This window comes from Mesorhizobium sp. B2-4-2 (assembly GCF_006442845.1).
Classification (GTDB): domain Bacteria; phylum Pseudomonadota; class Alphaproteobacteria; order Rhizobiales; family Rhizobiaceae; genus Mesorhizobium.
Genome location: NZ_VFVM01000009.1, coordinates 215,541 through 238,986 on the forward strand (window position 1 = coordinate 215,541; position 23,446 = coordinate 238,986).

The 23,446-nt window shown below is 63.0% G+C and carries 21 protein-coding genes and 1 tRNA gene; 6 read left to right on the forward strand and 16 right to left on the reverse strand.

Features of this window, described 5'->3' with window-relative positions; all coding sequences use genetic code 11:
- Window positions 1-70: 70 nt before the first annotated feature.
- On the reverse strand, window positions 71-1,699 hold the full coding sequence (locus FJ942_RS20960; protein ID WP_140515334.1) for a DNA alkylation response protein: 1,629 nt from the start codon (window positions 1,697-1,699) through the stop codon (window positions 71-73).
- A gap of 149 nt (window positions 1,700-1,848) precedes the next feature.
- Here FJ942_RS20960 and FJ942_RS20965 point away from each other — a divergent pair, with 149 nt between their 5' ends.
- The 4 genes from FJ942_RS20965 to dprA are packed head-to-tail and all read left to right on the forward strand — an operon-like array spanning window position 1,849 to window position 5,876.
- The gene (locus FJ942_RS20965) at window positions 1,849-2,814 is read left to right on the forward strand and encodes an aspartate carbamoyltransferase catalytic subunit (RefSeq protein ID WP_140515333.1); all 966 of its coding nucleotides are present in this window, start codon (window positions 1,849-1,851) and stop codon (window positions 2,812-2,814) included.
- Window positions 2,811-4,097, forward strand: coding sequence for a dihydroorotase (locus tag FJ942_RS20970; protein WP_140515332.1), 1,287 nt, complete (start codon window positions 2,811-2,813; stop codon window positions 4,095-4,097). The genes FJ942_RS20965 and FJ942_RS20970 overlap by 4 nt, the downstream gene beginning before the upstream one ends.
- A gap of 58 nt (window positions 4,098-4,155) precedes the next feature.
- On the forward strand, window positions 4,156-4,743 hold the full coding sequence (gene plsY, locus FJ942_RS20975; protein WP_140515331.1) for a glycerol-3-phosphate 1-O-acyltransferase PlsY: 588 nt from the start codon (window positions 4,156-4,158) through the stop codon (window positions 4,741-4,743).
- Window positions 4,740-5,876, forward strand: a complete 1,137-nt coding sequence (dprA, locus tag FJ942_RS20980) for a DNA-processing protein DprA (RefSeq protein WP_140515330.1) — start codon at window positions 4,740-4,742, stop codon at window positions 5,874-5,876. Before plsY ends, dprA begins: the two co-directional genes overlap by 4 nt.
- 9 nt (window positions 5,877-5,885) lie before the next feature.
- Here dprA and FJ942_RS20985 read toward each other — a convergent pair whose 3' ends face one another.
- From FJ942_RS20985 to FJ942_RS21005, 5 genes are all read right to left on the reverse strand, one after another.
- The gene (locus tag FJ942_RS20985; RefSeq protein ID WP_140498769.1) at window positions 5,886-6,098 is read right to left on the reverse strand and encodes a hypothetical protein; all 213 of its coding nucleotides are present in this window, start codon (window positions 6,096-6,098) and stop codon (window positions 5,886-5,888) included.
- A gap of 52 nt (window positions 6,099-6,150) precedes the next feature.
- The gene (gene otsB, locus FJ942_RS20990) at window positions 6,151-6,954 is read right to left on the reverse strand and encodes a trehalose-phosphatase (RefSeq protein WP_140898814.1); all 804 of its coding nucleotides are present in this window, start codon (window positions 6,952-6,954) and stop codon (window positions 6,151-6,153) included.
- Window positions 6,954-8,723, reverse strand: a complete 1,770-nt coding sequence (locus FJ942_RS20995) for a trehalose-6-phosphate synthase (protein WP_140898816.1) — start codon at window positions 8,721-8,723, stop codon at window positions 6,954-6,956. The genes otsB and FJ942_RS20995 overlap by 1 nt, the downstream gene beginning before the upstream one ends.
- An 82-nt stretch (window positions 8,724-8,805) precedes the next feature.
- Entirely contained in the window at window positions 8,806-10,968 is a 2,163-nt protein-coding gene (locus FJ942_RS21000) for an amylo-alpha-1,6-glucosidase (RefSeq protein ID WP_140525405.1), read from the reverse strand.
- Window positions 10,969-11,013: 45 nt separating this feature from the next.
- Window positions 11,014-12,072: a glycosyltransferase family 4 protein gene (locus FJ942_RS21005; protein WP_140557737.1), complete on the reverse strand. Its 1,059-nt coding sequence runs from the start codon at window positions 12,070-12,072 to the stop codon at window positions 11,014-11,016.
- A 206-nt stretch (window positions 12,073-12,278) separates the two neighbouring features.
- Between FJ942_RS21005 and FJ942_RS21010 the strand changes: the two genes are divergently transcribed.
- Window positions 12,279-12,725, forward strand: coding sequence for a hypothetical protein (locus tag FJ942_RS21010; protein WP_224681719.1), 447 nt, complete (start codon window positions 12,279-12,281; stop codon window positions 12,723-12,725).
- Between the two features lies 1 nt (window position 12,726).
- Here the strand turns inward: FJ942_RS21010 and FJ942_RS21015 are convergent.
- A tRNA-Lys gene (locus FJ942_RS21015) sits at window positions 12,727-12,802 on the reverse strand.
- A 300-nt stretch (window positions 12,803-13,102) separates the two neighbouring features.
- On the opposite strand from FJ942_RS21015, the gene FJ942_RS21020 reads away from it, so the two are divergent.
- Window positions 13,103-13,573: a BA14K family protein gene (locus FJ942_RS21020; RefSeq protein WP_140669967.1), complete on the forward strand. Its 471-nt coding sequence runs from the start codon at window positions 13,103-13,105 to the stop codon at window positions 13,571-13,573.
- 99 nt (window positions 13,574-13,672) lie between these two features.
- On the opposite strand, the gene FJ942_RS21025 is transcribed toward FJ942_RS21020, so the two are convergent.
- The 9 genes from FJ942_RS21025 to glpD all read right to left on the reverse strand — a co-directional run bounded on the left by FJ942_RS21025 (window position 13,673) and on the right by glpD (window position 23,361).
- Window positions 13,673-14,140 carry a DUF6882 domain-containing protein gene (locus FJ942_RS21025; protein WP_140498781.1) on the reverse strand — a complete coding sequence of 156 codons (468 nt, stop codon included), beginning with the start codon at window positions 14,138-14,140 and terminating at the stop codon, window positions 13,673-13,675.
- A gap of 27 nt (window positions 14,141-14,167) precedes the next feature.
- On the reverse strand, window positions 14,168-15,661 hold the full coding sequence (glpK, locus tag FJ942_RS21030) for a glycerol kinase GlpK (protein ID WP_140898818.1): 1,494 nt from the start codon (window positions 15,659-15,661) through the stop codon (window positions 14,168-14,170).
- Window positions 15,662-15,754: 93 nt separating this feature from the next.
- On the reverse strand, window positions 15,755-17,479 hold the full coding sequence (locus FJ942_RS21035) for an ABC transporter substrate-binding protein (protein WP_140898820.1): 1,725 nt from the start codon (window positions 17,477-17,479) through the stop codon (window positions 15,755-15,757).
- An 82-nt stretch (window positions 17,480-17,561) separates the two neighbouring features.
- Window positions 17,562-17,849, reverse strand: coding sequence for a DUF2160 domain-containing protein (locus FJ942_RS21040; protein ID WP_140498788.1), 288 nt, complete (start codon window positions 17,847-17,849; stop codon window positions 17,562-17,564).
- 2 nt (window positions 17,850-17,851) lie between these two features.
- Window positions 17,852-18,772 carry a carbohydrate ABC transporter permease gene (locus FJ942_RS21045; RefSeq protein WP_140498790.1) on the reverse strand — a complete coding sequence of 307 codons (921 nt, stop codon included), beginning with the start codon at window positions 18,770-18,772 and terminating at the stop codon, window positions 17,852-17,854.
- 1 nt (window position 18,773) lies between these two features.
- On the reverse strand, window positions 18,774-19,640 hold the full coding sequence (locus FJ942_RS21050) for a sugar ABC transporter permease (protein ID WP_140498792.1): 867 nt from the start codon (window positions 19,638-19,640) through the stop codon (window positions 18,774-18,776).
- The gene (locus FJ942_RS21055; RefSeq protein ID WP_140898822.1) at window positions 19,641-20,708 is read right to left on the reverse strand and encodes an ABC transporter ATP-binding protein; all 1,068 of its coding nucleotides are present in this window, start codon (window positions 20,706-20,708) and stop codon (window positions 19,641-19,643) included. It lies immediately after the preceding gene.
- Window positions 20,709-20,718: 10 nt separating this feature from the next.
- Window positions 20,719-21,798 carry an ABC transporter ATP-binding protein gene (locus FJ942_RS21060; protein ID WP_140625088.1) on the reverse strand — a complete coding sequence of 360 codons (1,080 nt, stop codon included), beginning with the start codon at window positions 21,796-21,798 and terminating at the stop codon, window positions 20,719-20,721.
- Between the two features lie 36 nt (window positions 21,799-21,834).
- Window positions 21,835-23,361, reverse strand: coding sequence for a glycerol-3-phosphate dehydrogenase (gene glpD / locus FJ942_RS21065; RefSeq protein WP_140498798.1), 1,527 nt, complete (start codon window positions 23,359-23,361; stop codon window positions 21,835-21,837).
- Window positions 23,362-23,446 lie beyond the last annotated feature (85 nt).

A 23,446-nucleotide genomic window follows, 5' to 3' on the forward strand; every position in this document is an offset into this window, starting at 1 on the left:
TCGCAACGGAAACCATTTGTTAAGGTTAACGGCGCGGGGGAATGACCAAGGCGTGGTCCATGGCTGCTGCTCAGGTGGTTGGCGGATAGAGCGTGTCGATGATCATGCGCGCATCATGGCGCGAATCGAGCATGCCGTAGGTGTTGCGCCACTGGCCCGCCAGCCGCGTCTCGACGAAGGCATCGGCGATCCGCCCTGCCCCCAACCGGCGCAATTCCGCCGCCGCCGCCGACAGCGCCAGTTGCTCCGTCAGCAGGCGGGCCGAGCCTTCGTCGGTCGCGGCGACTTGCATCGCCGCCTTCAGCACACCGATGGTGCCGCGTCCGCCCGCGCCCAGGTCGCGATCGATGCCGGCAAGCACCTCCTCGAATAGGCCCGGCGCGCGGCCAAGCACGCGCAGCACATCCAGCGCCATGACATTGCCCGATCCTTCCCAGATAGCGTTGACCGGAGCTTCGCGATAGTAGCGAGCGAGCGGCGCCTCCTCGACATAGCCGTTGCCGCCGAGGCATTCCATCGCCTCGTAGAGCAGCGGCGGCGCAATTTTGCAGACCCAATATTTGACGACCGGCGTCATGGCACGGGCAAAGGCCGCCTCGCCGCGATCGCTCGCCGCCTCGTCGAAGGAACGCGCCAGACGGAACGACAGCGCCGTGGCAGCGGCGACGTCGAGCGCCATGTCCGCCAGCACGCGCTGCATCAGCGGCTGCTCGATCAGGTTGGTGCCGAACACCTGGCGATGGCGGGCGTGATGAACGGCTTCGGCCAGACCCGCCCGCATGATCGCCGAAGACGCCACGGCGCAGTCGAGCCGGGTCAAGGTCACCATGTCCATGATCGTCTTCACGCCGGCGCCCGGCTCGCCGACCATCTCACCGATCGCGTTGACGAACTCCACCTCGGAAGACGCATTCGACCGGTTGCCGAGCTTGTCCTTCAGGCGCTGGAAACGGAAGCCGTTGCCCGAGCCGTCGCCAAGGACGCGCGGCACGAGGAAGCACGACAATCCCTCCGGCGCCTGCGCCAGTACCAGGAATGCATCCGACATCGGCGCCGACATGAACCATTTATGGCCGGTCAGGCGATAGAAGCCGCTGCCGACGCGCTCGGCCCTCGTTACATTGGCGCGCACGTCCGTGCCGCCCTGTTTCTCTGTCATGCCCATGCCAAGCGTAAGCCCGGTCTTCTCGACCGGCGGCTTTTGGCTCTGATCGTATTTGCGCGTCGTCACGCGCGGCGCCCACTCGCGGAACAGTTTCGGGCTCGCCATCAGCGCTGCCAGCGAAGCGCTGGTCATGGTGATGGGACACAGATGTCCGGTCTCGAGTTCGGCCGTCAGGTAGAACCGGGCCGCGCGCACCTGATGGCGGCGGCCGATCTCGGCATCGCCGTTCTCCCAGACCGAGGAGTGCAGCCCGTTGGCGACGGAACGGCGCATCAAAGCGTGATAGGCGGGGTGAAACTCGACCAGATCGATGCGCCGGCCCTGGCGATCATACGTCCTGAGCCTCGGCGTTTCGACATTGGCGAGGCGGGCCAGTTCCTGGGCCTCCTGCGTCAGCACGAAGCGGCCGAGCCCGTCGAGATCCTTGCGCACCGGATCGGAAAAGCGCTCGGCAAGCTGGATCAGCAACGGATCGCCCCGCCAGGCGTTGCCGCCTGTCAGCGGCGGCGGCTGGTTCGTCACGTCGTCGGTCACGCTTCATCCTTACTGCCAGGCGGCTACGAATCCGGAGCCATCGGCTAGATATAGCCCAAGGCGCGCGACGAAAATACCGGGGAGAACAGCCGCAATCCAAAGCTGGCGCTTGCAGCCATGGAACGTCCACCCTATAGCAGCCCCTTGAGATGACCGACGCTTCGTCCCTGCCACTCTATCCCCACCGCCATCTTCTGGGCATCCGCGATCTTTCCCCCGCCGACATCGAGCTTCTGCTCGACAGGGCGGACCGGGCTGTCGCGATCTCGCGGCAATCCGAGAAGAAAACCTCGACACTGCGCGGCCGCACCCAGATCAACCTTTTCTACGAAGCCTCGACGCGGACGCAGTCGTCGTTCGAACTGGCCGGAAAGCGTCTCGGCGCCGACGTCATGAACATGTCGGTGGCGAGTTCCTCGGTGAAGAAGGGCGAGACGCTCATCGACACGGCCATGACGCTGAACGCCATGCGGCCCGACATATTGATCATCCGCCACCAGTCGGCGGGAGCGGCCGCCCTTCTGGCGCAGAAGGTCGGCTGCTCCGTGGTCAATGCGGGGGACGGCGCGCACGAGCATCCCACACAGGCGCTGCTCGACGCGCTGACCATCCGTCGCGCCAAGGGTCCGCTGTCGAAACTCATCGTGGCGATCTGCGGCGACATCCTGCATTCGCGTGTCGCCCGCTCCAATATCATGCTGCTCAACGCGCTCGGCGCGCAGGTCCGCGTCGTCGCGCCCTCGACATTGCTTCCCTCGGGAATCGACAGGATGGGCGTGATCGTCACCGGCTCAATGGCCGAGGGCCTGAAAGATGCCGACGTGGTGATGATGCTGCGCCTGCAGCGCGAGCGGATGGAAGGGGCCTTCGTGCCTTCGGTGCGCGAATATTTCCGCTATTTCGGCCTCGACGCCGAGAAGCTGAAGGCCGCGAAAGACGATGCGCTGGTGATGCATCCGGGCCCGATGAACCGTGGCGTCGAGATCGCTTCGGAAATCGCCGACGGCCCGCAGAGCGTCATCCAGGAACAGGTCGAGATGGGTGTCGCCGTGCGCATGGCGGTGATGGAAGCGCTGCTCGATCCGCGCCGCAACCACGAGGGCCGTGGCGCATGACCATCACGGTGTTCGAGCGCGCCCGCATCATCGACCCCTCGCGCGGCGTAGACGAGACCGGGACGGTCATCGTCGACGGGAAGAAGATAGCCGCCGCCGGCAAGGCTGCGCTGAACCAGGGGGCGCCCGAGGGCGCCACCATCGTCGACTGCGCCGGCAAGGCGGTGATTCCCGGCCTGATCGACGGCCGCGTCTTCATCGGCGAACCGGGCGGCGAACATCGCGAAACGATCGCGTCGGCAAGTGTCGCCGCGGCTGCCGGCGGCGTCACCTCGATCGTCATGATGCCCGATACCGATCCGGTCATCGACAATGTGGCCCTGGTCGAATTCGTGCTGCGCACCGCCAAGGACACGGCCATCGTGAATATTTTCCCGGCCGCCGCCATCACCAAGGGCCTCGACGGCCGCGAGATGACCGAATTCGGCCTGCTGCGCGAGGCCGGCGCCGCCGCCTTCACCGACGGCCGCCACACCATATCAAGCGCGCTGGTGATGCGCCGCGCCCTGACTTATGCCCGCGATTTCGGCGCAACCATCGTGCACGAAACCCAGGATGCCGATCTCGCATCGTCGGGTGTGATGAACGAGGGACTTTACGCAAGCTGGCTGGGGCTTTCCGGCATTCCGCGTGAAGCCGAAACCATCCCGCTGGAGCGCGACCTTGCCCTGGCGCGCCTGACGCGAGGTTCCTACCACGCGGCAAAGATATCGACGGCGATGGCGGCGGCATCGGTGGGGCGCGCGAAGGCCGACGGCGCGACCGTCACATCGGGCGTATCGATCCACAATCTGTCACTCAACGAAAACGATGTCGGGGAATACCGGACCTTCTTCCGCCTGACGCCGCCGCTGCGTGCCGAGGAAGACCGCCTGGCCATGATCGAAGCGATCAGGGACGGCACGATCGACATCATCGTCTCCTCGCACGATCCGCAGGACGTCGATACCAAGCGCCTGCCCTTCGCCGACGCCGCAGCCGGCGCCATCGGGCTGGAAACGTTGCTGGGCGCCGCCTTGCGGCTCTACCACAATGGCGACGTGTCGCTGCCGCGGCTGATCGAGACCTTGTCCACGGCGCCGGCACGGCTGTTCGGCCTGCCTGGCGGCACGCTCAAGCCCGGCGCTCTCGCGGACCTTGCGCTTGTTGATCTGGATGAACCCTGGATCGTCAGCGAAAGCGGCATCCGCTCGCGCTCGAAGAACACCTGTTTCGAAGGCGCGCGCCTGCAAGGCAAGGTCTTGCAAACGCTGGTGGCGGGCCGCACAGTGTTCTCGGTCTGAGCGGGCGGCGGCGCATCGCGCCGGATTCAGCCCGTCAGGGGGAAATGCGGGGGGAACAATGACTTACAACCTGATCCCGGCGCTGGTGCTCGGCTATTTCTTGGGCTCGATTCCGTTCGGGCTTCTGCTGACCCGTGCGGCAGGGCTTGGCGACGTGCGCCAGATCGGCTCCGGCAACATCGGCGCGACAAATGTGCTACGCACCGGCAACAAGGGCCTTGCCGCGGCCACGCTGCTGCTCGACGCGCTGAAGGGCACGGCCGCGGTGCTGATCGCGGGCCATTTCGCGCCCGAACTCGGCGCTTGGGCCGGCCTTGGCGCCTTCCTCGGCCATCTCTTCCCGATCTGGCTCGGATTCAAGGGAGGCAAGGGCGTGGCCACCTATCTCGGCGTGCTGATCGGCCTTGCCTGGCAGGTGGCGCTGATCTTCGCCATCGTCTGGCTGGCCATGGCATTCCTGTTCCGCTACTCCTCGCTTGCAGCGCTGACGGCCGCGGTCGCCGTGCCGATCGCCCTCTATTTCCTGAGCACACCGCAGATTGCCGCATTGTTCGTCGTGATGAGCCTGATCGTCTTCATCAAGCACCGGGCCAACATTTCACGCCTGCTTGCCGGCACCGAGGGCAAAATCGGGGCGAAGGAGTGAGCAAGCCGCTCGCCGGACCGCGCCTCAGCGACCGGCAGCGGTTGAGCTGGCTTCGGCTGATCCGCAGCCAGAATGTAGGTCCCGCCTCCTTTCGCGACCTGATCAACCGGTTCGGTTCGGCCGAGGTCGCGCTGGAAATGCTGCCGGAGCTGATGATTTCGGGCGGCGCCAGCAGGATCGCCCGCATTCCCTCGATCGCCGAGGCTGAAGCGGAACTGGAGGCCGCAAGGCGGGCAGGCGCCCGTTTTGTCGGTATCGGCGAGCCGGACTATCCCGCCCTGTTGAAAAACATGGACCATCCGCCGCCGCTGCTGGCGGTGAAAGGCGAAGGCGCGGTGTTCCGGCTGCCCGCGGTAGCTATCGTCGGCGCCCGCAACGCCTCGCTCGCCGGCATCAAGATGGCGCGCATGCTGGCGACCGACCTTGGCCGCGACGGTTACGCCATCATCTCCGGCCTCGCGCGTGGCATCGACACTTCAGCACATCAGGGCAGCCTCTCGACCGGCACGATCGGCGTGCTGGCCGGAGGCCTCGATCTGCCCTACCCGCCTGAGAATGCCGGCCTATGCGACGAGATCGTCGAGCGCGGCGGCGCCATCATTTCGGAGATGCCGTTCGGCTGGCAGCCGCGTGCCCAGGATTTTCCGCGCCGCAACCGCCTCGTCGCGGGCGCGGCAGTCGGTCTGGTGGTGGTCGAGGCGGCGCAGCGTTCCGGGTCCCTGATCAGCGCCAGGCTCGCAGGCGAAATGGGCCGGCTGGTCTTCGCCGTACCCGGCTCGCCGCTTGATCCACGCGCCGCCGGCACCAATGGCCTGCTCAAGGACGGTGCCACCTTGGTCACCGAAGCCGCCGACATTCACAGGGCAATCGCGCCGCTGACCGGTTTGCGGGCCCCCGAACTGCCGCCCTTTGAAGATCCCCCCGATTTCTCGGCCACGCCACCACCCGGCGAAAACGACCGCGCCAGGGTGACCGAAGCGCTCGGCCCGACGCCGGTGGCGATCGACGAGATCATCCGCCACACCGGCCTGCATCCGGCCCAGGTGTTCATGGTGCTCCTGGAGCTCGACCTCGCCGGCCGGCTCGAACGGCATGCCGGCGGCAATGTCTCGCTGGTCTTCGCGGAAGGCTGACAGCCTCCGTCAGTGGTGATCGCGCTTCTTCTGTTCGGTCTCGGTATAGTCGGGCGTGTTTGCGCCGAACAGGTCCCTCTCGACGGCCTTTCGCCAGACGGCATCGGCGTCTTCAGGACGCGATGGATCGAAAGTTGTCTCGGTGTCTTGCATGCGCCGGCGCGAACGCCGCCGGAGCCACGCAGGCATGATCTCGTGGATGAGGCTGGTGAATTGGATCATTGATCAACTCCTGAAACCCGTTCTTCAAAGGCGCAAAATGCGTTTTGCGGCCTCAACTCTGCCGGACAGTGGGCTGGACCGCCTCCTCAAACCGGCCCGTGCCCGATCGGTCGTGACATAGGGATTCAAGCCAGGCCAGGGTCTCGTCGACATCGGCCAGCGCATGGCGCGCCACGGTTTTCCCTTGCGGTTTGATGCGGACCGAAATGCCATCCATTTCATTGACGACTTCGAAGCCGTTCTCATCCGACGTATCGTCTCCGAGGAATACGGGAATCCGCCCCCGGAAAGCCGGCAACTCGCAGAAACGCCTGATTGCCGCTCCCTTGGCGGCCTCGAGCGGCATCAGTTCCACCCCGGCATTGCCCGCAAGAACCCGATATCCTCGTGGAAGCCGCTCCAGCGCCTGTTCGACCAGTTGCGTCGCCCGTTGCAGCAACTGCGGCGCCGCACGCGTATGAATGGCCAGGATCGGGCCCTTGCGCTCGATATAGACATCCACATTGTCCAGTTCCGCCTCGATTTCCTCGGCAAGCGCGGCAATGTCGGCGGGCTCGTCGGCCGCCTCGACGGGCCCGTCACGGACAAGCCGGTGCTCCAGGCCGTATAGACCCGCAGCCGGGAGGCGCAACGGCTGGAAGAGCCGGTCGACGGCGGAAACGGATCTTCCTGTAATGAAAGCCAGAGCGCCAGCCAGACGCCCGTCCAGCCTTGTCAGCATGCTTCGCAACGCATCACCGACGACCACCGCGTCGGGATGCGCGGCATGTTCCAGAAGCGTACCGTCAATGTCCAGGAAGAGTGCCCATCGGCCTTGCGGGACGGTCGGCACGGACAGACTTGCCGATCCCGACATCACAGCGCCGCGACCCGTTTGCGATCAATCAGCGATATCACATTGGCCGCGGCAACGGAGCCCGGCCCGGCGGGGTCGATCGCGATTCGCTTGCGCAAGCGGGCGGCGTCGAGAAGCATGCTGCCCGCCCAGCGATAGACATTGTTGTCGCGGACGATCTCGCGCATGCGCTGCATGCGCTGGCGCTGCTCGGCGGGCACCATGGTCAATGCCTGCAGCAACGCCTCGGCCATCATCGTCGCGTCGTAAGGATTGACGATCAGCGCCTCGAGAAGCTCCTTGGAAGCGCCGGCAAACATGCTGAGCATCAGCACGCCCTGCTCGTCGTCGCGTGCGGCGACAAATTCCTTGGCGACCAGGTTCATTCCGTCGTGCAGGCTGGTCACCATGCAGACATCGGCGGCCCGGTAGATTTCGTAGACCTGCTCCTGGGAATGGTGTTCAGCCACCATCAAGACAGGCGTGTAGCCGTCCCGGCCATAACGCTCGTTGAGCTCCGCCGCGCAACGCAGGCATTCCTCGTGCAGTTGCTGGTAGGCCGGCAAGGTTCCACGGCTTGGCGCCGCGATCTGCAGGAAGGCCACCTGGCCGATCCACTCCGGGTGTTGCTTGAACAGTTCGTCCAATGCATGAAACCGGTCGAGAATGCCTTTCGTATAATCGAGGCGCTCGACGCCGACACAGAGGCTGACATTGTCCGCCAGCCCGAATTTTTCGCGAATTCGCGCGCGGCACTGCGCGATGGCGGGCAATTTCCCGAGTTGAGCCGGCGGCCACTCTATCGAGATCGGATAGGCGTGGACCAGGCTGGTCTGGCCGCCATAGGAGATCGCCGAATCCTCGCGCTCGATCCTGCTTTCCAGGAAGCGGTCGACGCTCTCGATGAAGTTGTTGCAGTGGAACTGCGTATGAAAGCCGATGATAGAGCTCCCCAGCAGGCCGTCCAGGATCTTTTCCCGCCAGGGGCAGATGCTGAAGACTTCCGAATTTGGCCACGGAATGTGCCAGAAGGTGATGATGATCGCATCGGGCAGGCGTTCCCGGATCATTCGCGGCAGCAGCGCGAAATGATAGTCCTGGACGAGGACGATCGGGCGTTCGTTCCGCGCTTCGGCAACGACGGTATCGGCGAATTTGCGATTGACGGCTTCGTACGTTTCCCAGTCGGACGTGCGGAAGACGGGCCGCGTAAAGGCTATGTGGCACAGGGGCCAGAGACCCTCATTGGCAAAGCCCAGATAATAGCCTTGCTGTTCCTCGTCGGTCAGCCAGACACGGCGCAACGTGTAGGATGGGTTCTCAGGTGGGACCTCGATGCGGTCGTTCTGGTCGACGACGAGATGATCCGCCGAGCCGCCGCCATAGGCTATCCAGGTTCCCGCGCAGGCACGGGTGATCGGCTCCAGCGCCGAGACAAGTCCACTGGCCGGCACAACCAGGTCGACATTGTCATCCCTGAGATTGTGAATGTAGGGCTCGCGGTTGGAGACGACGATCACTTGCGCATCCGGCAGTTCCTTCGCCAGGATTTCGCGCAGTGTCGAGGGCGACCAGTTGACGAGCGCCGCGTCGGCGGAATGGCCATTCTTTTCGAACTCCCGCAATACGACACGAGCCGGTGGAGGCTCGACATTCGCCGGTTCCGGCGGGGTCCGGCGGGATCGCAGCGCGGAAATCACCAAGGCAACAAGGGAAACGCAGAGGCTGGCAAGAATGACGAACCATAGAGCGGAGGCAGAGTGGAGGAAGTCAAAATTGTTGTCTGGCATCGATGTGAATTGCTCCGGCCTAGGTCTCGCCTCTCCGCGGGGGAGATGGTGCAACGCACGTCGCCGGTGATGGTTCCGTTTTTTAGCTGCGCACGATCAAAGGCGCCAACCCTTCATGGCGGTCGGCCAGGAACGCGCCCACACGATCTCCTACACGCTGGAACGTCAGGTCGACTGCCGTGCCCGCCACCGCGAGATGGCGGATCACCAGGCTGTCGATGCCGATTGGCAGGCGCGGCCTTGTGACATGGATTTCGCCGGCCCAGCCGTCGATATGGAGGCCCAGACAGGCCTGCATCAGCATGAAGGCGGAACCTGCCGACCAGGCCTGCGGCAGGCAAGCGACCGGATACGCGATCGGCGCCTCGCCCGGTGCGCGGGTGAAGCCGCAGAAAAGTTCGGGCAGGCGCATGTTGAAATGGACGGCGGATTCGAACGTCCCGCTCATCAGCCGCACCACATTGTCGCGAATGCCGTACCGCGCAAGGCCTGCCGCGCATATCGCCGTGTCGTGCGGCCAGATGGAGCCATTGTGATACGACATGGGATTGAAGAATATTGCGTCGTCGGCGAGCGTCCTCAATCCCCAGCCGGAGTGAAAAGAAGCCGACAGCAACTGATCGGCGACGATCCGCGCCCGATCCGGATCCGGAAGCCCCACATAGAGCAGATGTCCAGCATTGGACGTGCGCACCTCGCATGGTCGGCCGTCGCCATCGAGCGCCAGCGCGTAGTAACCCAGCTCTTCGATCCAGAAATGACTTTCAACCCGCCGGCGGATCTCTTCGGCCCGCCTTTCCCAGCCTTCCGCCTTTTCTGTCTCGCCTCGCCGGCGAGCCAGTCTCGCCAGCCCCTGGAACGCCGCGAAGACGTAGCCCTGCACCTCGACCAGCGCGATCGGCCCCTTCGGGATACGACCGTCTGCATGAAAGACCGAATCAAAGCTGTCCTTCCATCCCTGGTTGGCGAGGCCTGACTCCGCCGCACGCCGGTAGGTGACGAATCCGGTCGAAGCGCTTGCCGCCTCGATCCATTCGGCGGCTGCACATAGCGACTGCCACAGGCCGTCGATAAAGACCATGTCGCCGGTGCGGTCCGCGTAAGCGCAGGCGAGATGAACGTAGAGCGGGGTGGTGTCGACGCCGCCATAGTAGCGGCCGAACGGCAACTCGCTCAGCGCCGTCATTTCACCTTTGCGCGTTTCATGCATGATCTTGCCGGGCTGAGAGTCGCTGAAGGGCGAGGTTTCGGTCGCCTGATGTTGCGCGAGAAAGGCAAGCACGCCGCGCGCCAGGCCGGGATTGAGCCAGAGCATCTGCAACGCCGAGATCACGCCGTCTCTGCCGAAGGCCGTCGAGAACCACGGAATGCCGGCATAGGGATAAGGGCCGGTCGCAAGTTCGGTGGTGAGCAGCGCCACATCGGCACGGGCGCGCTCCATCCAGTCGTTGAACACCCTGCCCGAACTGTGCAGCGTCGCGCCATGGCGGCGCTTGGCGCGCATGCCGAAACGCGCGCGCGCCGCTGCGGCGCGAAACCGGTCGCGGTCGGGCACATCGGCCATCTCGCTGCCGACCTCGACATACAGTGTCTTGCGGCTGCGTTTGGTGACTGCAATGAAGAAATCCGCCCGGTCGGAGGTCAATTCGTCCGGTTTCTGCGAAAACGATATCGTCGACGTACGCACCACCTTGTCCAGGCCTTCATAGCGAAGCAGAACCGAGTTCTGGTCCATCTCGGCGGTATGGGCGGTGCCTCGTTTGGCGCGTGTCGAGCCACGAACTTCGAACATGTCGCGGAAATCGGCGGCGAAGCGCAGCGAAAGCAGGACGGTCGAATGTTCCTGGCTGTAGTTGGAAAGGGTCAGGCGCTCATACAGGCGGTCCTCCCACAGCAGCCTGACACGCTCGATGTGGATCGCTCCTTGCGGGATGGGACGGCCGCCGGCACTCTCTATAGGCAGATTGGTCAGGTTGGAGGTGAACAGGACATTGTCCTGGCTCAGCGATGCGCCCAGCAGCGACGTCGAACGACCGCCCACCGCGAGGCGGAATTCGGAAAGCACGCGCGTGTCGTCGCGGAAGAAGCCGTCGCCCACACCGCGTATGTCGCCATAGGAATCGGCGACGGCGAAGCAGTCGCCATGCTTGAGTGCGAAGAGCCGGTGCGGTTCCCTCGGCGCGGTTTCGTCCAGGGAGGCCAGGGCTATTGCGGGATCAAGCTTGCGCTCGTCAAGTTGGGTGATGGTCAAGAAGACTGTCCCGTGCTTGTTTCTGAACGGGGCACTGTACTAGGAAGCCCTGATTTGTTGAGTGTCGATCGCCTGTGAATAGGTGGCGACATAGTCGCGCGCCATGCGGTCGGCCGAGAACCGTCCTTCGAAAACGGCCCTTATCCGGCGCCTGTCGAGCTGGAGCAGGGCCGGCATGGTGGCGACGGCGTCCTCGATGGTTTCGACGACGAAGCCGGTCACACCGTGATCGATGATCTCGGGCATGGCGCCGCAGCTCCAAGCCATGACAGGGGTTCCGCAGGCCATGGCCTCGATTACCGCCAGACCAAAAGGCTCGGGCCAGTCGATGGGAAACAGCAAGGCAGCGGCGTTGCCGAGAAAGCTGCTCTTCTGGTCCTCGCTGATCTCGCCGACATATTCGACGCGATCGCCATCGATCAGCGGCTGGACGACCTCCTCGAAATAGGCCCGGTCACCGTCGCCCACCTTGGCCGCGAGCTTGAGCCTCAGGCCCGTGCGCCTGGCAATCTCGATGGCCCGGTCCGGCCGCTTGTCGCGCGACATCCTGCCGAGGAACGCCAGATATGTACCGTCGGAGCCGGCTTCAAAATCCGGCCCATAGAGATCGAGCGGCAGCCCATGATGGATGGTCGCCAACCAGTTGGCGGACGCGAGCCTCGTCCTCTGGCTGCGTGAAATGGAAATCATCGGAAAACGCGGGAACCGCTCATAGGCCTGTGCCAGATCCACATAGTCCAGCCTGCCATGCGGCGTCGTCACCGTGCGCTCCGGCATATGGCGGAAAAACGGGAAATGCAGGAAGTGGCTGAGATGGAAGTGAAGAATGTCGAAATCGTCGGCCTGTCTCCTGACTTCCTCGAGCATCGACAGATGCGCCGCGATCTCCGACTTCAACGGCCGGGGATCGAGGCGCAGCGCCCGTTCCCGGCACGCGACCAGCCGGGCGGAGGTCCTGGTATCGCCGCTGGCAAACAACGTTACATCGTGGCCGAGCCCGACCAGAGCTTCGGTGAGATAGGAGATGATGCGTTCGGTGCCTCCATAGAGCCTTGGCGGCACGGATTCATACAGCGGCGCGATATGGGCGATCTTCATTGGCCTGCGTTCCCTCAATAGGCTGGTCAAAGGCAAAAATGCATCAGCGGCGCGATCGTTCCTCCGCTATCGGCAGATGCGTCATTTCTCATGTTTGATGTTCTTCCGGGCGGCCCTATCTCTTTAGGTGCTGCTCCTGCGCGCCATGACGACCCGAGGAGGTTCCGATGCAGCAATCAAAGGACATTGCAGCCCGCCGGCTTGACATGATCATCGAACAATATGTCGAAGCTAGAAAACAGCGCTTCGGCTATGTTTCGACGGACCAGGCCGCCAGGGTGATTCACAGAATCCTGAAACCCACGCCTTCCGACCCCAGCTTTTCGGACCACGAACTCGACGACATGGTCGCGGCCCTCGCCGTCAAGAACGGGTTGGCCGTCGTCTTTGACCGCGGCATCAGAGGATCGGTCGGCGGCACCGAGGCGGAGCTGGACAGAAAGGATCCGACCATGAGAGCACCAGCGGAAGGCCCCGACGTTGCCGGCGCGGTGGACGCGATCCTGGTTCAGCAAAAAACCGCCCCGCTTTCGATGAGCGCGATGATCTCCCTGCTGCGCCAACGCACCGGCACCACCCGATCGGACGCGGATCTGGAAGGACTGATCGCCAAAAAAGCCGCTGTCCTGAACGTGCATTTGTCACGGGACTGAGTGGTGAGCGCGTCGGGGTTCGAACCCGAGACCTACTGATTAAAAGTCAGTTGCTCTACCGGCTGAGCTACGCGCTCCCGTGGGCTGGAAACGGCGCCCTCGAAATTGCGCGGAACATAGGGAGAGTGCCTCGACCGGTCAACCGGAAAAAACGGGGCCACCAAACCATGCGTTCCCGCCGTGCCGGCTCTCCCGGCCGGCCGTTTCGGCAAGGACATGCCGAACCTTTGCCAGCCAGGCGAAGACCCTGTGGCCTCCATCGATCCCAAACCGGAGAAACATTACAAATCAGCAACTTGCCTTTTTTTCCAGGAACAATTCGCGAGCGTGTCCGTTTCCTCCGCCACAAGGGACGTCAACCTCTCAAGGAGAAGATCATGAACAAAGTCCTGTCGGGTTTGCTGGCGACCACACTGTCAGCTTCCTTCGCAGTGGCGGCTGCCATGCCGGTCGAAGCCGCACCGGCCTATGTACCGCAGCCTGCATCGGTCTCGTCCGATGTCCAGACCGTGCAGTACAGGCCCTGGGAGCGGCGCCGTAACTTCCGCGGCGAGTTTCGCGGCAACCGCAACTTCTACCGCGACAACCGCGGAGCCTACTGGAACGGCCATCGCGGCTACCGTGAATATCGCCCGGGCTATCGCCGTCACGGCGATTTCTGGTTCCCGCTTGCTGCTTTCGCCACTGGCGCGCTGATAACCGGCGCGATCGCCAACAACCGGAACCGCGTCTATGAAGGCAATTCGCATGTGCAGTGGTGCTATGACCGTTACCGTTCCTACCGCGCATCCGACAACACGTTCCAGCCGTATAACGGCCCGCGGCAGCAGTGCATTTCACCCTACTGATGGGCGACAGTGTTCGTCAGAGGGATAGAAAGTCAAAGCCCGTGCCGGAAATGGCGCGGGCTTTCTGTCGTGCGAGGACGGTCCCCGGGCAGGCTGTGATCAGCTGGCCCAATTAATGGTCTTGAAGATATAATAAAGCGCGCCACCTTCACCACGGGGCGATCGGTACGCTCCGACGGCATCGCAAATTCGAACCGTGACGGCCGCCAATTCCCAACCCAGCACTTCCAGCTGATCCCCATCTATCACGTAAGCCTGAGCCAGTTCGTCAATGCCGTTCTTCTCGCCGAAGGACCGAACCAGCTTTGCGTCTCTGAGAAGACTATCGGGCAAATTTGAATTTGCCCACGCCCAGAGCCAGTTCTGTGCCTTGGCATTCGTGGAACCGGCGATCTGGATTTCGGTGATCACCTCGATCGCCCCGTCCTTGGAAAACAAGAGCTTTCCGTTGCTCAAGTCATAGCGCGACCAGTGGCCGATGCGGAATTCTTCCTCCAAGCGCTTATTCTTGGCCTTCAGTTGTTTGATAGCCTCGGCGCGCCAAGCAGAGTACCAGTTTGGCTTCATTTCCCCCTCGCCCAATCTGACTGTTGATTATGACACGCTCAGCGTCCTGCGAACAGCATCGCGCCACCCCGCCAGCTTGGCCGAGCGCGCCGCAGGCTCCATGTCTGGTCTGAAGCGGCGGTCGAGCGCCCATGTCTTGGCGAACTCCCGCGCCTTAGGCCACACGCCCGCCTTCGAGCCGGCGAGCCAGGCGGCACCGAGCGCGGTCGTCTCCAGAATGGTCGGACGGTCGACCGGCGCGTCAAGAATGTCGGCCAGCCGTTGCATGGTCCAGTCGGATGCCACCATGCCGCCGTCGACCCGAAGCACCGTCTTGGCCGCCGTACCTTTCCAATCCTTGCGCATGGCATCGAGCAGGTCGCGGGTCTGGTAGGCCACGGATTCGAGCGCGGCGCGGGCAAACTCCGCCGGCCCCGAATTGCGGGTCAGGCCAAAGATCGCGCCCCGCGCCTCGGCATCCCAGTGGGGCGCGCCGAGCCCGACAAAGGCCGGCACCAGATACACGTCCTGGGTCGGATCGGCCTCGGCCGCCAGCTTGCCGCTCTGTTCGGCCTTGCCGATCACCTTGATGCCGTCGCGCAACCACTGCACGGCGGCGCCGGCGATGAAGATCGATCCTTCCAGCGCATAGGTGGTCTTGCCGTTCAGCCGATAGGCAATCGTGGTCAACAGCCGGTTCTTCGAGCGCACCAGATCGGCACCGGTGTTGAGCAGCGCGAAACAGCCGGTGCCGTAGGTCGATTTCATCATGCCGGGCTCGAAACAGGCCTGGCCGATGGTCGCGGCATGCTGGTCGCCGGCAACGCCGAGGATCCTTATCTCGGCGCCAAAGAGATTTTTCTCCGTGATTCCAAAATCATCGGCGCAGTCCTTCACCTCGGGGAGCATCCTTGCCGGGATGTTCAGGATGGCCAGCAACTCGTCGTCCCACGCATTCTTCTCGATGTTGTAGACCAGCGTGCGGGAGGCGTTTGTGGCGTCGGTGGCATGCACCTTGCCGCTGGTCAGGCGCCAGATCAGGAAACTGTCGATGGTGCCGGCCAGCAATTCACCTTTCTCGGCGCGTCTCCTGGCGCCTTTCACCTTGTCCAGCATCCAGGCGATCTTGGTGCCGGAGAAATACGGATCGAGCAGCAGGCCGGTCTTCCTGGTGAAGGTCTTTTCCAATCCCTGCTTCTTCAGCTTCCGGCATAGCGGCGCGGTGCGCCGGTCCTGCCAGACGATGGCGTTGTGGATCGGCTTGCCGGTCGCCCTGTCCCAGATGACGACCGTCTCGCGCTGGTTGGTGATGCCGAGCGCGGCGACGTCCGATGCCTCCCGCCCGGCATTCTTCAATGCGCCCTTCACGGTCGCCACGACGCTGGCCCAGATATCTTCCGGATCATGCTCGACCCAGCCGGAAGCAGGATAGTGCTGGGTGAATTCTTGCTGGCTGCTGCCGACGACTTTCATGTCGCCGTCGAACAGAATCGACCGGCTCGACGTCGTGCCTTGGTCGATTGCCAGGACAAAGCCATTCATTCGCACTTCCTCCGTCACGACACAAAGAAGGGAGACGGCAACGTGCCGCCTCCCTGAATTTTACACGGGCGCGAACGCCCGCATAGGTCAGTCCTACTTCTGCCAACTCTTGACCAGCTCGTCATAGTTGATGGTCTGGGGCTTCTCCTTCTCGTTCTCGATCTTGAGCTGAGGAGCGAGATTGCCGGCCTTGACCGCGTCGGCATTCCAGTAGGCGAGATCATGTTCCTCGGCGAGCTTCGGCCCGATATCGCCCTGGACGCCGGACCTCTCGATGCGGCCCATGACCTTCTCCTGCTCGGCGCAAAGCGAATCCATCGCTTCCTGCGCACTCTTTGCGCCCGACGAGGCATCGCCGATCGCCTGCCACCACAGCTGTGCCAGCTTCGGATAGTCCGGCACGTTGGTGCCGGTCGGCGACCATTGCACGCGGGCCGGCGAGCGATAGAACTCGATCAGGCCGCCGAGCTTCGGCGCGCGCTCCGTGAAGCTCTTGTCGTGAATGGTGGAGTCGCGGATGAAGGTGAGGCCGACATGGCTCTTCTTCACGTCCACCGTCTTCGAGGTGACGAACTGGGCGTAGAGCCAGGCGGCCTTGGCACGGTCGGTCGGGGTCGACTTCATCAGCGTCCACGAACCGACATCCTGGTAGCCGAGCTTCATGCCGTCCTTCCAGTAGACACCGTGCGGCGACGGAGCCATGCGCCATTTCGGCGTGCCGTCGTCGTTCATGACGGGCAGGCCGGGCTTGACCATGTCGGCGGTGAAGGCCGTGTACCAGAAGATCTGCTGGGCAACATTGCCCTGCGCGGGAACCGGACCGGATTCCGAGAAGGTCATGCCCTGCGCTTCCTGTGGTGCGTAGGCCTTCAGCCAATCGAGATATTTCTGGATCGAGTAGACGGCGGCCGGGCCGTTGGTGTCGCCGCCCCGCGCCGTGCAGGAGCCGACCGGCTGCGATTTCTCGTTGACCTTGATGCCCCATTCGTCGACCGGCAGGCCGTTCGGGATACCCTTGTCGCCATTGCCGGCCATCGACAGCCAGGCATCGGTGAAGCGCCAGCCGAGCGACGGGTCCTTCTTGCCGTAGTCCATGTGCCCATAGACTTTTTTGCCGTCGACGTCGCGGCCGGTGAAGAACTCGGCAATGTCCTCATAGGCCGACCAGTTGACGGGAACGCCGAGATCGTAGCCGTACTTGGCCTTGAAGTCGGCCTTGTTCTTCTCGTCGTTGAACCAGTCGTAGCGGAACCAGTAGAGGTTGGCGAACTGCTGGTCGGGAAGCTGATAGAGCTTCTTGTCCGGAGCGGTGGTGAAGGAGGTGCCGATGAAATCCTTCACATCGAGGTTCGGATTGGTGACATCCTTGCCTTCGCCCGCCATCCAGTCGGTCAGGTTGCGCACCTGCTGGTAACGCCAGTGGGTGCCGATCAGGTCGGAATCGTTGACCCAGCCGTCATAGAGGTTCTGGCCGGTCTGCATCTGGGTCTGGATCTTTTCAACGACGTCGCCTTCCTGGATGACGTCGTGCGTGACCTTGATGCCGGTGATGGCGGTGAAGGCCGGAGCCAGAACCTGCGACTCGTATTGATGCGTCGTCAGCGTTTCCGACACGACCTTGATATCCATGCCGGAGAACGGCTTGGCGGCGTCGACGAACCACTGCATTTCCTTTTCCTGATCGGCGCGCGAAAGCGTCGACAGATCGCCTATCTCCTTGTCAAGAAAGGCTTTTGCCTCGTCCATGCCGGCATAGGCGTTGCCCACGCCGAGCAAGAGGACAAGGGCGGTCGTAGATGTCAATAATTGCCGTCGCATTGTGTTTCCTCCACGTTTGAAAAGACTTCAAGTGCGATCTGGAGAGGCCGCCAACAAGCGGCCGCTCCAACAGTTTCCCCCTCTATACGTAGCGGAAGACGCCGATGGCGTAGACCACGGAGAGAGCGAGAGCCCACCACAGGCTGGGTCCGACAAGACCCAGCCAAGCGAGATGGATGAAGGCGCTGCCAAGCAGCGAAACGAAGAGACGATCGCCGCGCGTCGTCTTGAAACGCAGCACGCCGATGCGCGGATCGCCGCCGGGCGAGGCATATTCCCAGACACCCATGCCGACCAGCAGCAGCGCTATGACGGCGAAGAAGGCGGCCGTCGGCCAGGTCCACGCCATCCAGGAGAAGTCGAGGTTCATGGTCACACCCTCCCCAGGGCGAAGCCCTTGGCGATGTAGTTGCGAACGAACCAGATGACGAGCGCCCCGGGGATCAGCGTCAGCACCCCGGCGGCTGCCAGCAGCCCCCAGTCCATTCCCGACGCCGACACGGTGCGGGTCATGGTAGCGGCGATCGGCTTGGCATCGGTGGTGGTCAGCGTGCGGGCGATGAGCAGTTCCACCCATGAGAACATGAAGCAGAAGAAGCAGGCGACGCCGATGCCGCTGGCGATCAGCGGCATGAATATCTTCACGAAGAAACGCGGAAACGAATAGCCGTCTATGTAGGCCGTTTCGTCGATCTCCTTCGGCACTCCGGACATGAAGCCCTCAAGGATCCACACCGCCAGCGGCACGTTGAACAGGCAGTGCGCCAGCGCCACCGCGATATGCGTATCGATGAGGCCGAATGCCGAATAAAGCTGGAAGAACGGCAGCGCGAACACCGCCGGCGGTGCCATGCGGTTGGTCAAAAGCCAGAAGAACAGATGCTTGTCGCCGAGGAACCGGTAGCGCGAAAAGGCGTAAGCCGCCGGAAGCGCCACGGCGACCGAGATCACCATGTTCATCACCACATAGGTGATCGAATTGATGTAGCCCGAATACCAGGACGCATCGGTGAAGATGATGGTGTAGTTGCGCAGCGTCGGCGCATGCGGATAGAGCGTCAGCGAATTGACGATCTCCGCATTGGTCTTGAAGCTCATATTGATGAGCCAGTAGATCGGCAGCAGCAGGACGATGATGTAGAGCGTCGGCACGATCCACCACCAGCGCGATTCCTCGCCACGGCGGCGCATGCGCCTGTCCAGCTCGCTCTGCGACAGCGAACTGGCGAGTCTTTCCGAAGCGGCGGTCCCGTTCACCAGGTTGCGCTCGGTGCGTTCGTTGGCGCCGGCCATATCAGCGCTCCGCGTCGTAGTTGGTCATCACGGTGTAGAACACCCACGACAACAACAGGATGATCAGGAAGTAGACCAGCGACATCGCCGCCGCCGGACCGAGGTCGAACTGTCCGAGCGCGGTCTTGACGAGGTCGATCGACAGGAAGGTCGTCGAATTGCCCGGACCGCCGCCGGTGACGACGAAGGGCTCGGTGTAGATCATGAAACTGTCCATGAAACGCAGCAGCACCGCGATCAGAAGCACGCGCTTCATCTTCGGCAACTGGATGTAGCGGAACACCGCCCAGCGCGAGGCGCCATCGATCTTGGCCGCCTGGTAGAAGGCGTCGGGGATCGAGACCAGGCCGGCATAGCAGAGCAGCACGACGAGGCTGGTCCAGTGCCAGACGTCCATGATGATGACGGTGACCCAGGCGTCGAACGGATCCTGCACGTAATTGTAGTCGATGCCGAGCGCGTTGACGTAGTAGCCGAGCAGGCCGATATCGTTGCGGCCGAACACCTGCCAGATCGTGCCGACGACATTCCACGGGATCAAGAGCGGCAGCGCCATCAGCACCAGGCAGACCGGCACGCCCCAGCCCTTTTTGGGCATGTTGAGGGCAATGAAGATGCCGAGCGGCACTTCGATCGCCAGGATGATGAAGGAGAAGATCAGGTTGCGCACCATGGCTTCCCAGAAGCGATCGGAATGCAGCAACTCTTCGAACCATTCGGTCCCCGCCCAGAAGAAGACGTTATTGCCGAACGTGTCCTGTACCGAGTAGTTGACGACGGTCATCAGCGGGATGACGGCCGAGAACGCCACCAGCACGAGCATCGGCAGCACGAGGAACCAGGCCTTGTTGTTCCAGGGCTTTTCCATCTACGCCCCCATCTCGACACGCCAGGAATCGGCATAGATGTTGATGCCGGCTGGATCGAACCGCACTTTTGGATCGGCGGGAACGGTTTCGTCCTCGCCGATGACGGCGGCGATCTCGCGGCCTTCCAGACTGGCGCGCACGACCTTGTGGCGGCCCACATCCTCGACCTTGCTGACGTGGACGGCCATGCCATCGCGGCCGAGCCTGACATATTCGGGACGGATGCCGAGTTCGACGACGCCGCTTCCGGCCTTCGGCGCGCCTGGCAATTGGATGCGCTGGGAGCCAAGCTTCGCTGTCTTGCCATCGATCGCTACCGGCATGACGTTCATGCCGGGCGAGCCGATGAAGTAGCCGACGAAGGTGTGGCGCGGCCGCTCGAACAGCTCGGCCGGCGTGCCGATCTGCACGATGCCGCCATCATACATGACCACCACCTGGTCGGCGAAGGTCAGCGCCTCTGTCTGGTCATGCGTAACATAGACCATGGTGTAGCCGAAGCGGCGGTGAAGCTGCTTCAACTGCGAGCGCAGCACCCACTTCATGTGCGGGTCGATGACGGTCAGCGGCTCGTCGAACAGGATCGCATTGACATCCGAGCGCACCAGTCCGCGGCCGAGCGAGATCTTCTGCTTCTGGTCGGCGGTCAGGCCCCTCGCCTTCTTCCTGGCCCAGTCTGCCAGGTCGATCATGTCGAGCGTCTCGCGCACCTTGCGGTCGACGTCGGCCTCCGGAACGCCGCGGTTGCGCAGCGGGAAAGCCAGGTTGTCGTAGACGGTCATCGTGTCGTAGATGACAGGGAACTGGAACACCTGCGCGATGTTGCGCTCCTGCGTCGACAGTCTCGTGACATCCCTGCCGTTGAACAGCAATTGGCCGTGCGAGGGGTGGAGCAGGCCGGAAATGATGTTGAGCAGCGTGGTCTTGCCGCAGCCGGATGGGCCTAGCAGCGCATAGGCGCCACCGTCCTCGAAAGTGTGGTGCACCTCCCGCAGTGCGAAATCCGCATCGGTACGCGGGTTCGGCAGATATGAGTGCCTGACATGGTTGACGTCGATGCGCGCCATCGTTTTCTCCTCAGGCCGCCAGCTTTGCCGCGGCCACGGCGACGCCGTGTTGGTCGAAAACCATGATGTGACGCGGGTCGATGAACACTTCGACCACTTCGTCGGTCTCGAAATCGCGGATGCCATGGGTCAGCATCACCCAGCGCGCGTCGGCGAAATCAAGATGGATGAAACTTTCCGAGCCGGTGATCTCGGTGATGGTGACCTTTGCCCGCACCGGCACGGCACTCGCATCCGGCCGCTCGAGCGACAGATGGTGCGGCTGGAAGCCGATCGTGTAATTGCCGTCGGCAATGCCGACAAGTTCCGGCGGCACCGGCAGCTTGACGCCGCCCTCCAGCAGGAAATCGGGTCCGTTCTTGGCCAGCACGATCGTGTTGAGCGGCGGATCGGCGAAGGTCCTGGCCGTCACCAGGTCGACCGGTTTGCGGAACACCTCGATGGTCGGGCCGAACTGGGTGATGCGGCCTTGCGACAGCGTCGCCGTATTGCCGCCGAGCAGCAGCGCCTCGTGCGGTTCGGTCGTGGCATAGACGAAGATGGTACCGGCGGCGGCGAAGATCCTCGGCAGTTCTGCGCGCAATTCCTCGCGCAGCTTGTAGTCGAGATTGGCGAGCGGCTCATCGAGCAGCACCAGGCTTGCATTCTTGACGATGGCGCGCGCCAGTGCGGTGCGCTGTTGCTGGCCACCGGACAGGCTGAGCGGCGTGCGGTCCAAATAGGGCGTCAGCTTGAGCAGGGCAGCGGCTTCCCGCACCTGACTGTCGATCCTGGCCTTCTCGACGCCCGCTACCCGCAATGGCGAAGCGATGTTTTCGTAGACGCTCATCGCGGGGTAGTTGATGAACTGCTGGTAGACCATGGCGATCTTGCGCTTTTGAACAGGCTGGCCGGTGACGTCCTTGCCGTCGAACCAGACCGAGCCGGAAGTCGGCGCGTCGAGGCCGGCCATCAGCCGCATCAGGCTGGTCTTGCCGGACAGCGTCGGCCCGAGCAGCACGTTCAGCGAGCCATGCTGGAGCGTCAGCGACACGTCGCGGATATGCTCCACCGCGCCGACCGTCTTGGTGACGTTCCTCAGTTCCAGCATGATGCCTCCTCCCAGGCCGTGTGCATCAGCAGCCCTTCATTCCGCGGCCGCGACGTGGCGGCGGCTTATGCCGCGCATGAATTCATCCAACGCCGCCGTCTGCTCGCGGCTGAAATGCAGGCCGCGCTTGGTCCGGCGCCACAGCACATCTTGCGATGTGACGGCCCATTCGTTCTCGACGAGGTAGCGCACCTCGGCCTCGTAAAGGTCGGCGCCGAAATTGCGGCCGAGATCGGCATTCGATTTGGCAAGGCCAAGCAACATCTGCGCGCGCGTGCCGTAGAGCCGCGTGAGCCGACGTGCCAAACGCTGGTCGAGAAAGGGATAGGCGCTCTTCAGCCTCGCCACTTGCGCATCAAAACCGGTCGCCGCGAAATCGCCGCCCGGCAGCGGCGCATTTGCCGTCCACGGCTTGCCGCGCCTGCCGAGAAAGCCTTCGATCTTCTCCAGCATCGATTCCGACAGCCGGCGATAGGTGGTGATCTTGCCGCCGAACGTGTTGACGATCGGGGCTGTGCCCTCGCCGCCATCGGCCTTCAGCACATAGTCGCGTGTCGCCTCCTGCGCCTTGGAAGCGCCATCGTCATAGAGCGGACGCACGGCCGAATAGGTCCAGACGATATCCGAGCGCTTGACGGGTTGGGCGAAATACTCGCTTGCCGCCGCGCAGAGATAGTCGATCTCGGTGTCGCTGATCTTCACGTCGTGCGGATCGCCGGGGTAGTCCTGGTCGGTGGTGCCGATCAGCGTGAACTCGTCCTCGTAAGGAATGGCGAAGATGATGCGGCCATCCTTGTTTTGGAAGAAATAGGCGCGTGGGTCGTCGAATTTCTTCGCGATGACGATGTGACTGCCCTGCACGAGGCGAACATTGTGCACATCGTTGAGGCCGACGACGCCGGAAAGCACATGATCGACCCAGGGGCCGGCGGCATTGACCAGCAGCCGCGCCTTGACCTCTTCTGTCTCGCCGGTCCGCAGATTTTCGATCCTGATCGTCCACAGCCCGCCTTCGCGGCGCGCCCCGACCACCTTGGTGCGGGTGCGGATGGTCGCGCCCCGGTCGGCGGCGTCACGCGCGTTCAACGTCACCAGCCGCGCATCGTTGACCCAGCCGTCGGAATATTCGAAGGCCTTCTTGAACAATGGTTTCAATGGCTTGCCGGCAGGGTCGGTGGCCATGTCCAGGGTCCTGGTAGCCGGAAGCAATTTGCGCCCGCCAATATGATCGTAAAGGAAAAGGCCGAGCCTGATCAGCCAGGCCGGACGCAGGCCCTTGGCATAGGGCAGCACGAAGCGCATCGGCCAGATGATGTGCGGCGCGTTCTTCCACAGCACTTCGCGTTCCATCAGCGCTTCGCGCACCAGGCGGAATTCGTAGAATTCGAGATAACGCAGGCCACCATGGATCAGCTTGGTCGAGCCTGAGGAGGTTCCGCTGGCGAGATCGTCCATCTCGGCCAGAAATACCGAAAACCCGCGGCCGGCGGCATCACGGGCAATGCCGCAGCCATTGATGCCACCGCCTATGACGAAAATGTCACGGATCGAAGATGCGTCCACCAATTCCTCCAGCGATTTCGCATTGCACCATTTGGCTCTTTTGCGAAACCGTGGCGGAATTATTTCGAACTCATAACGAATGTCA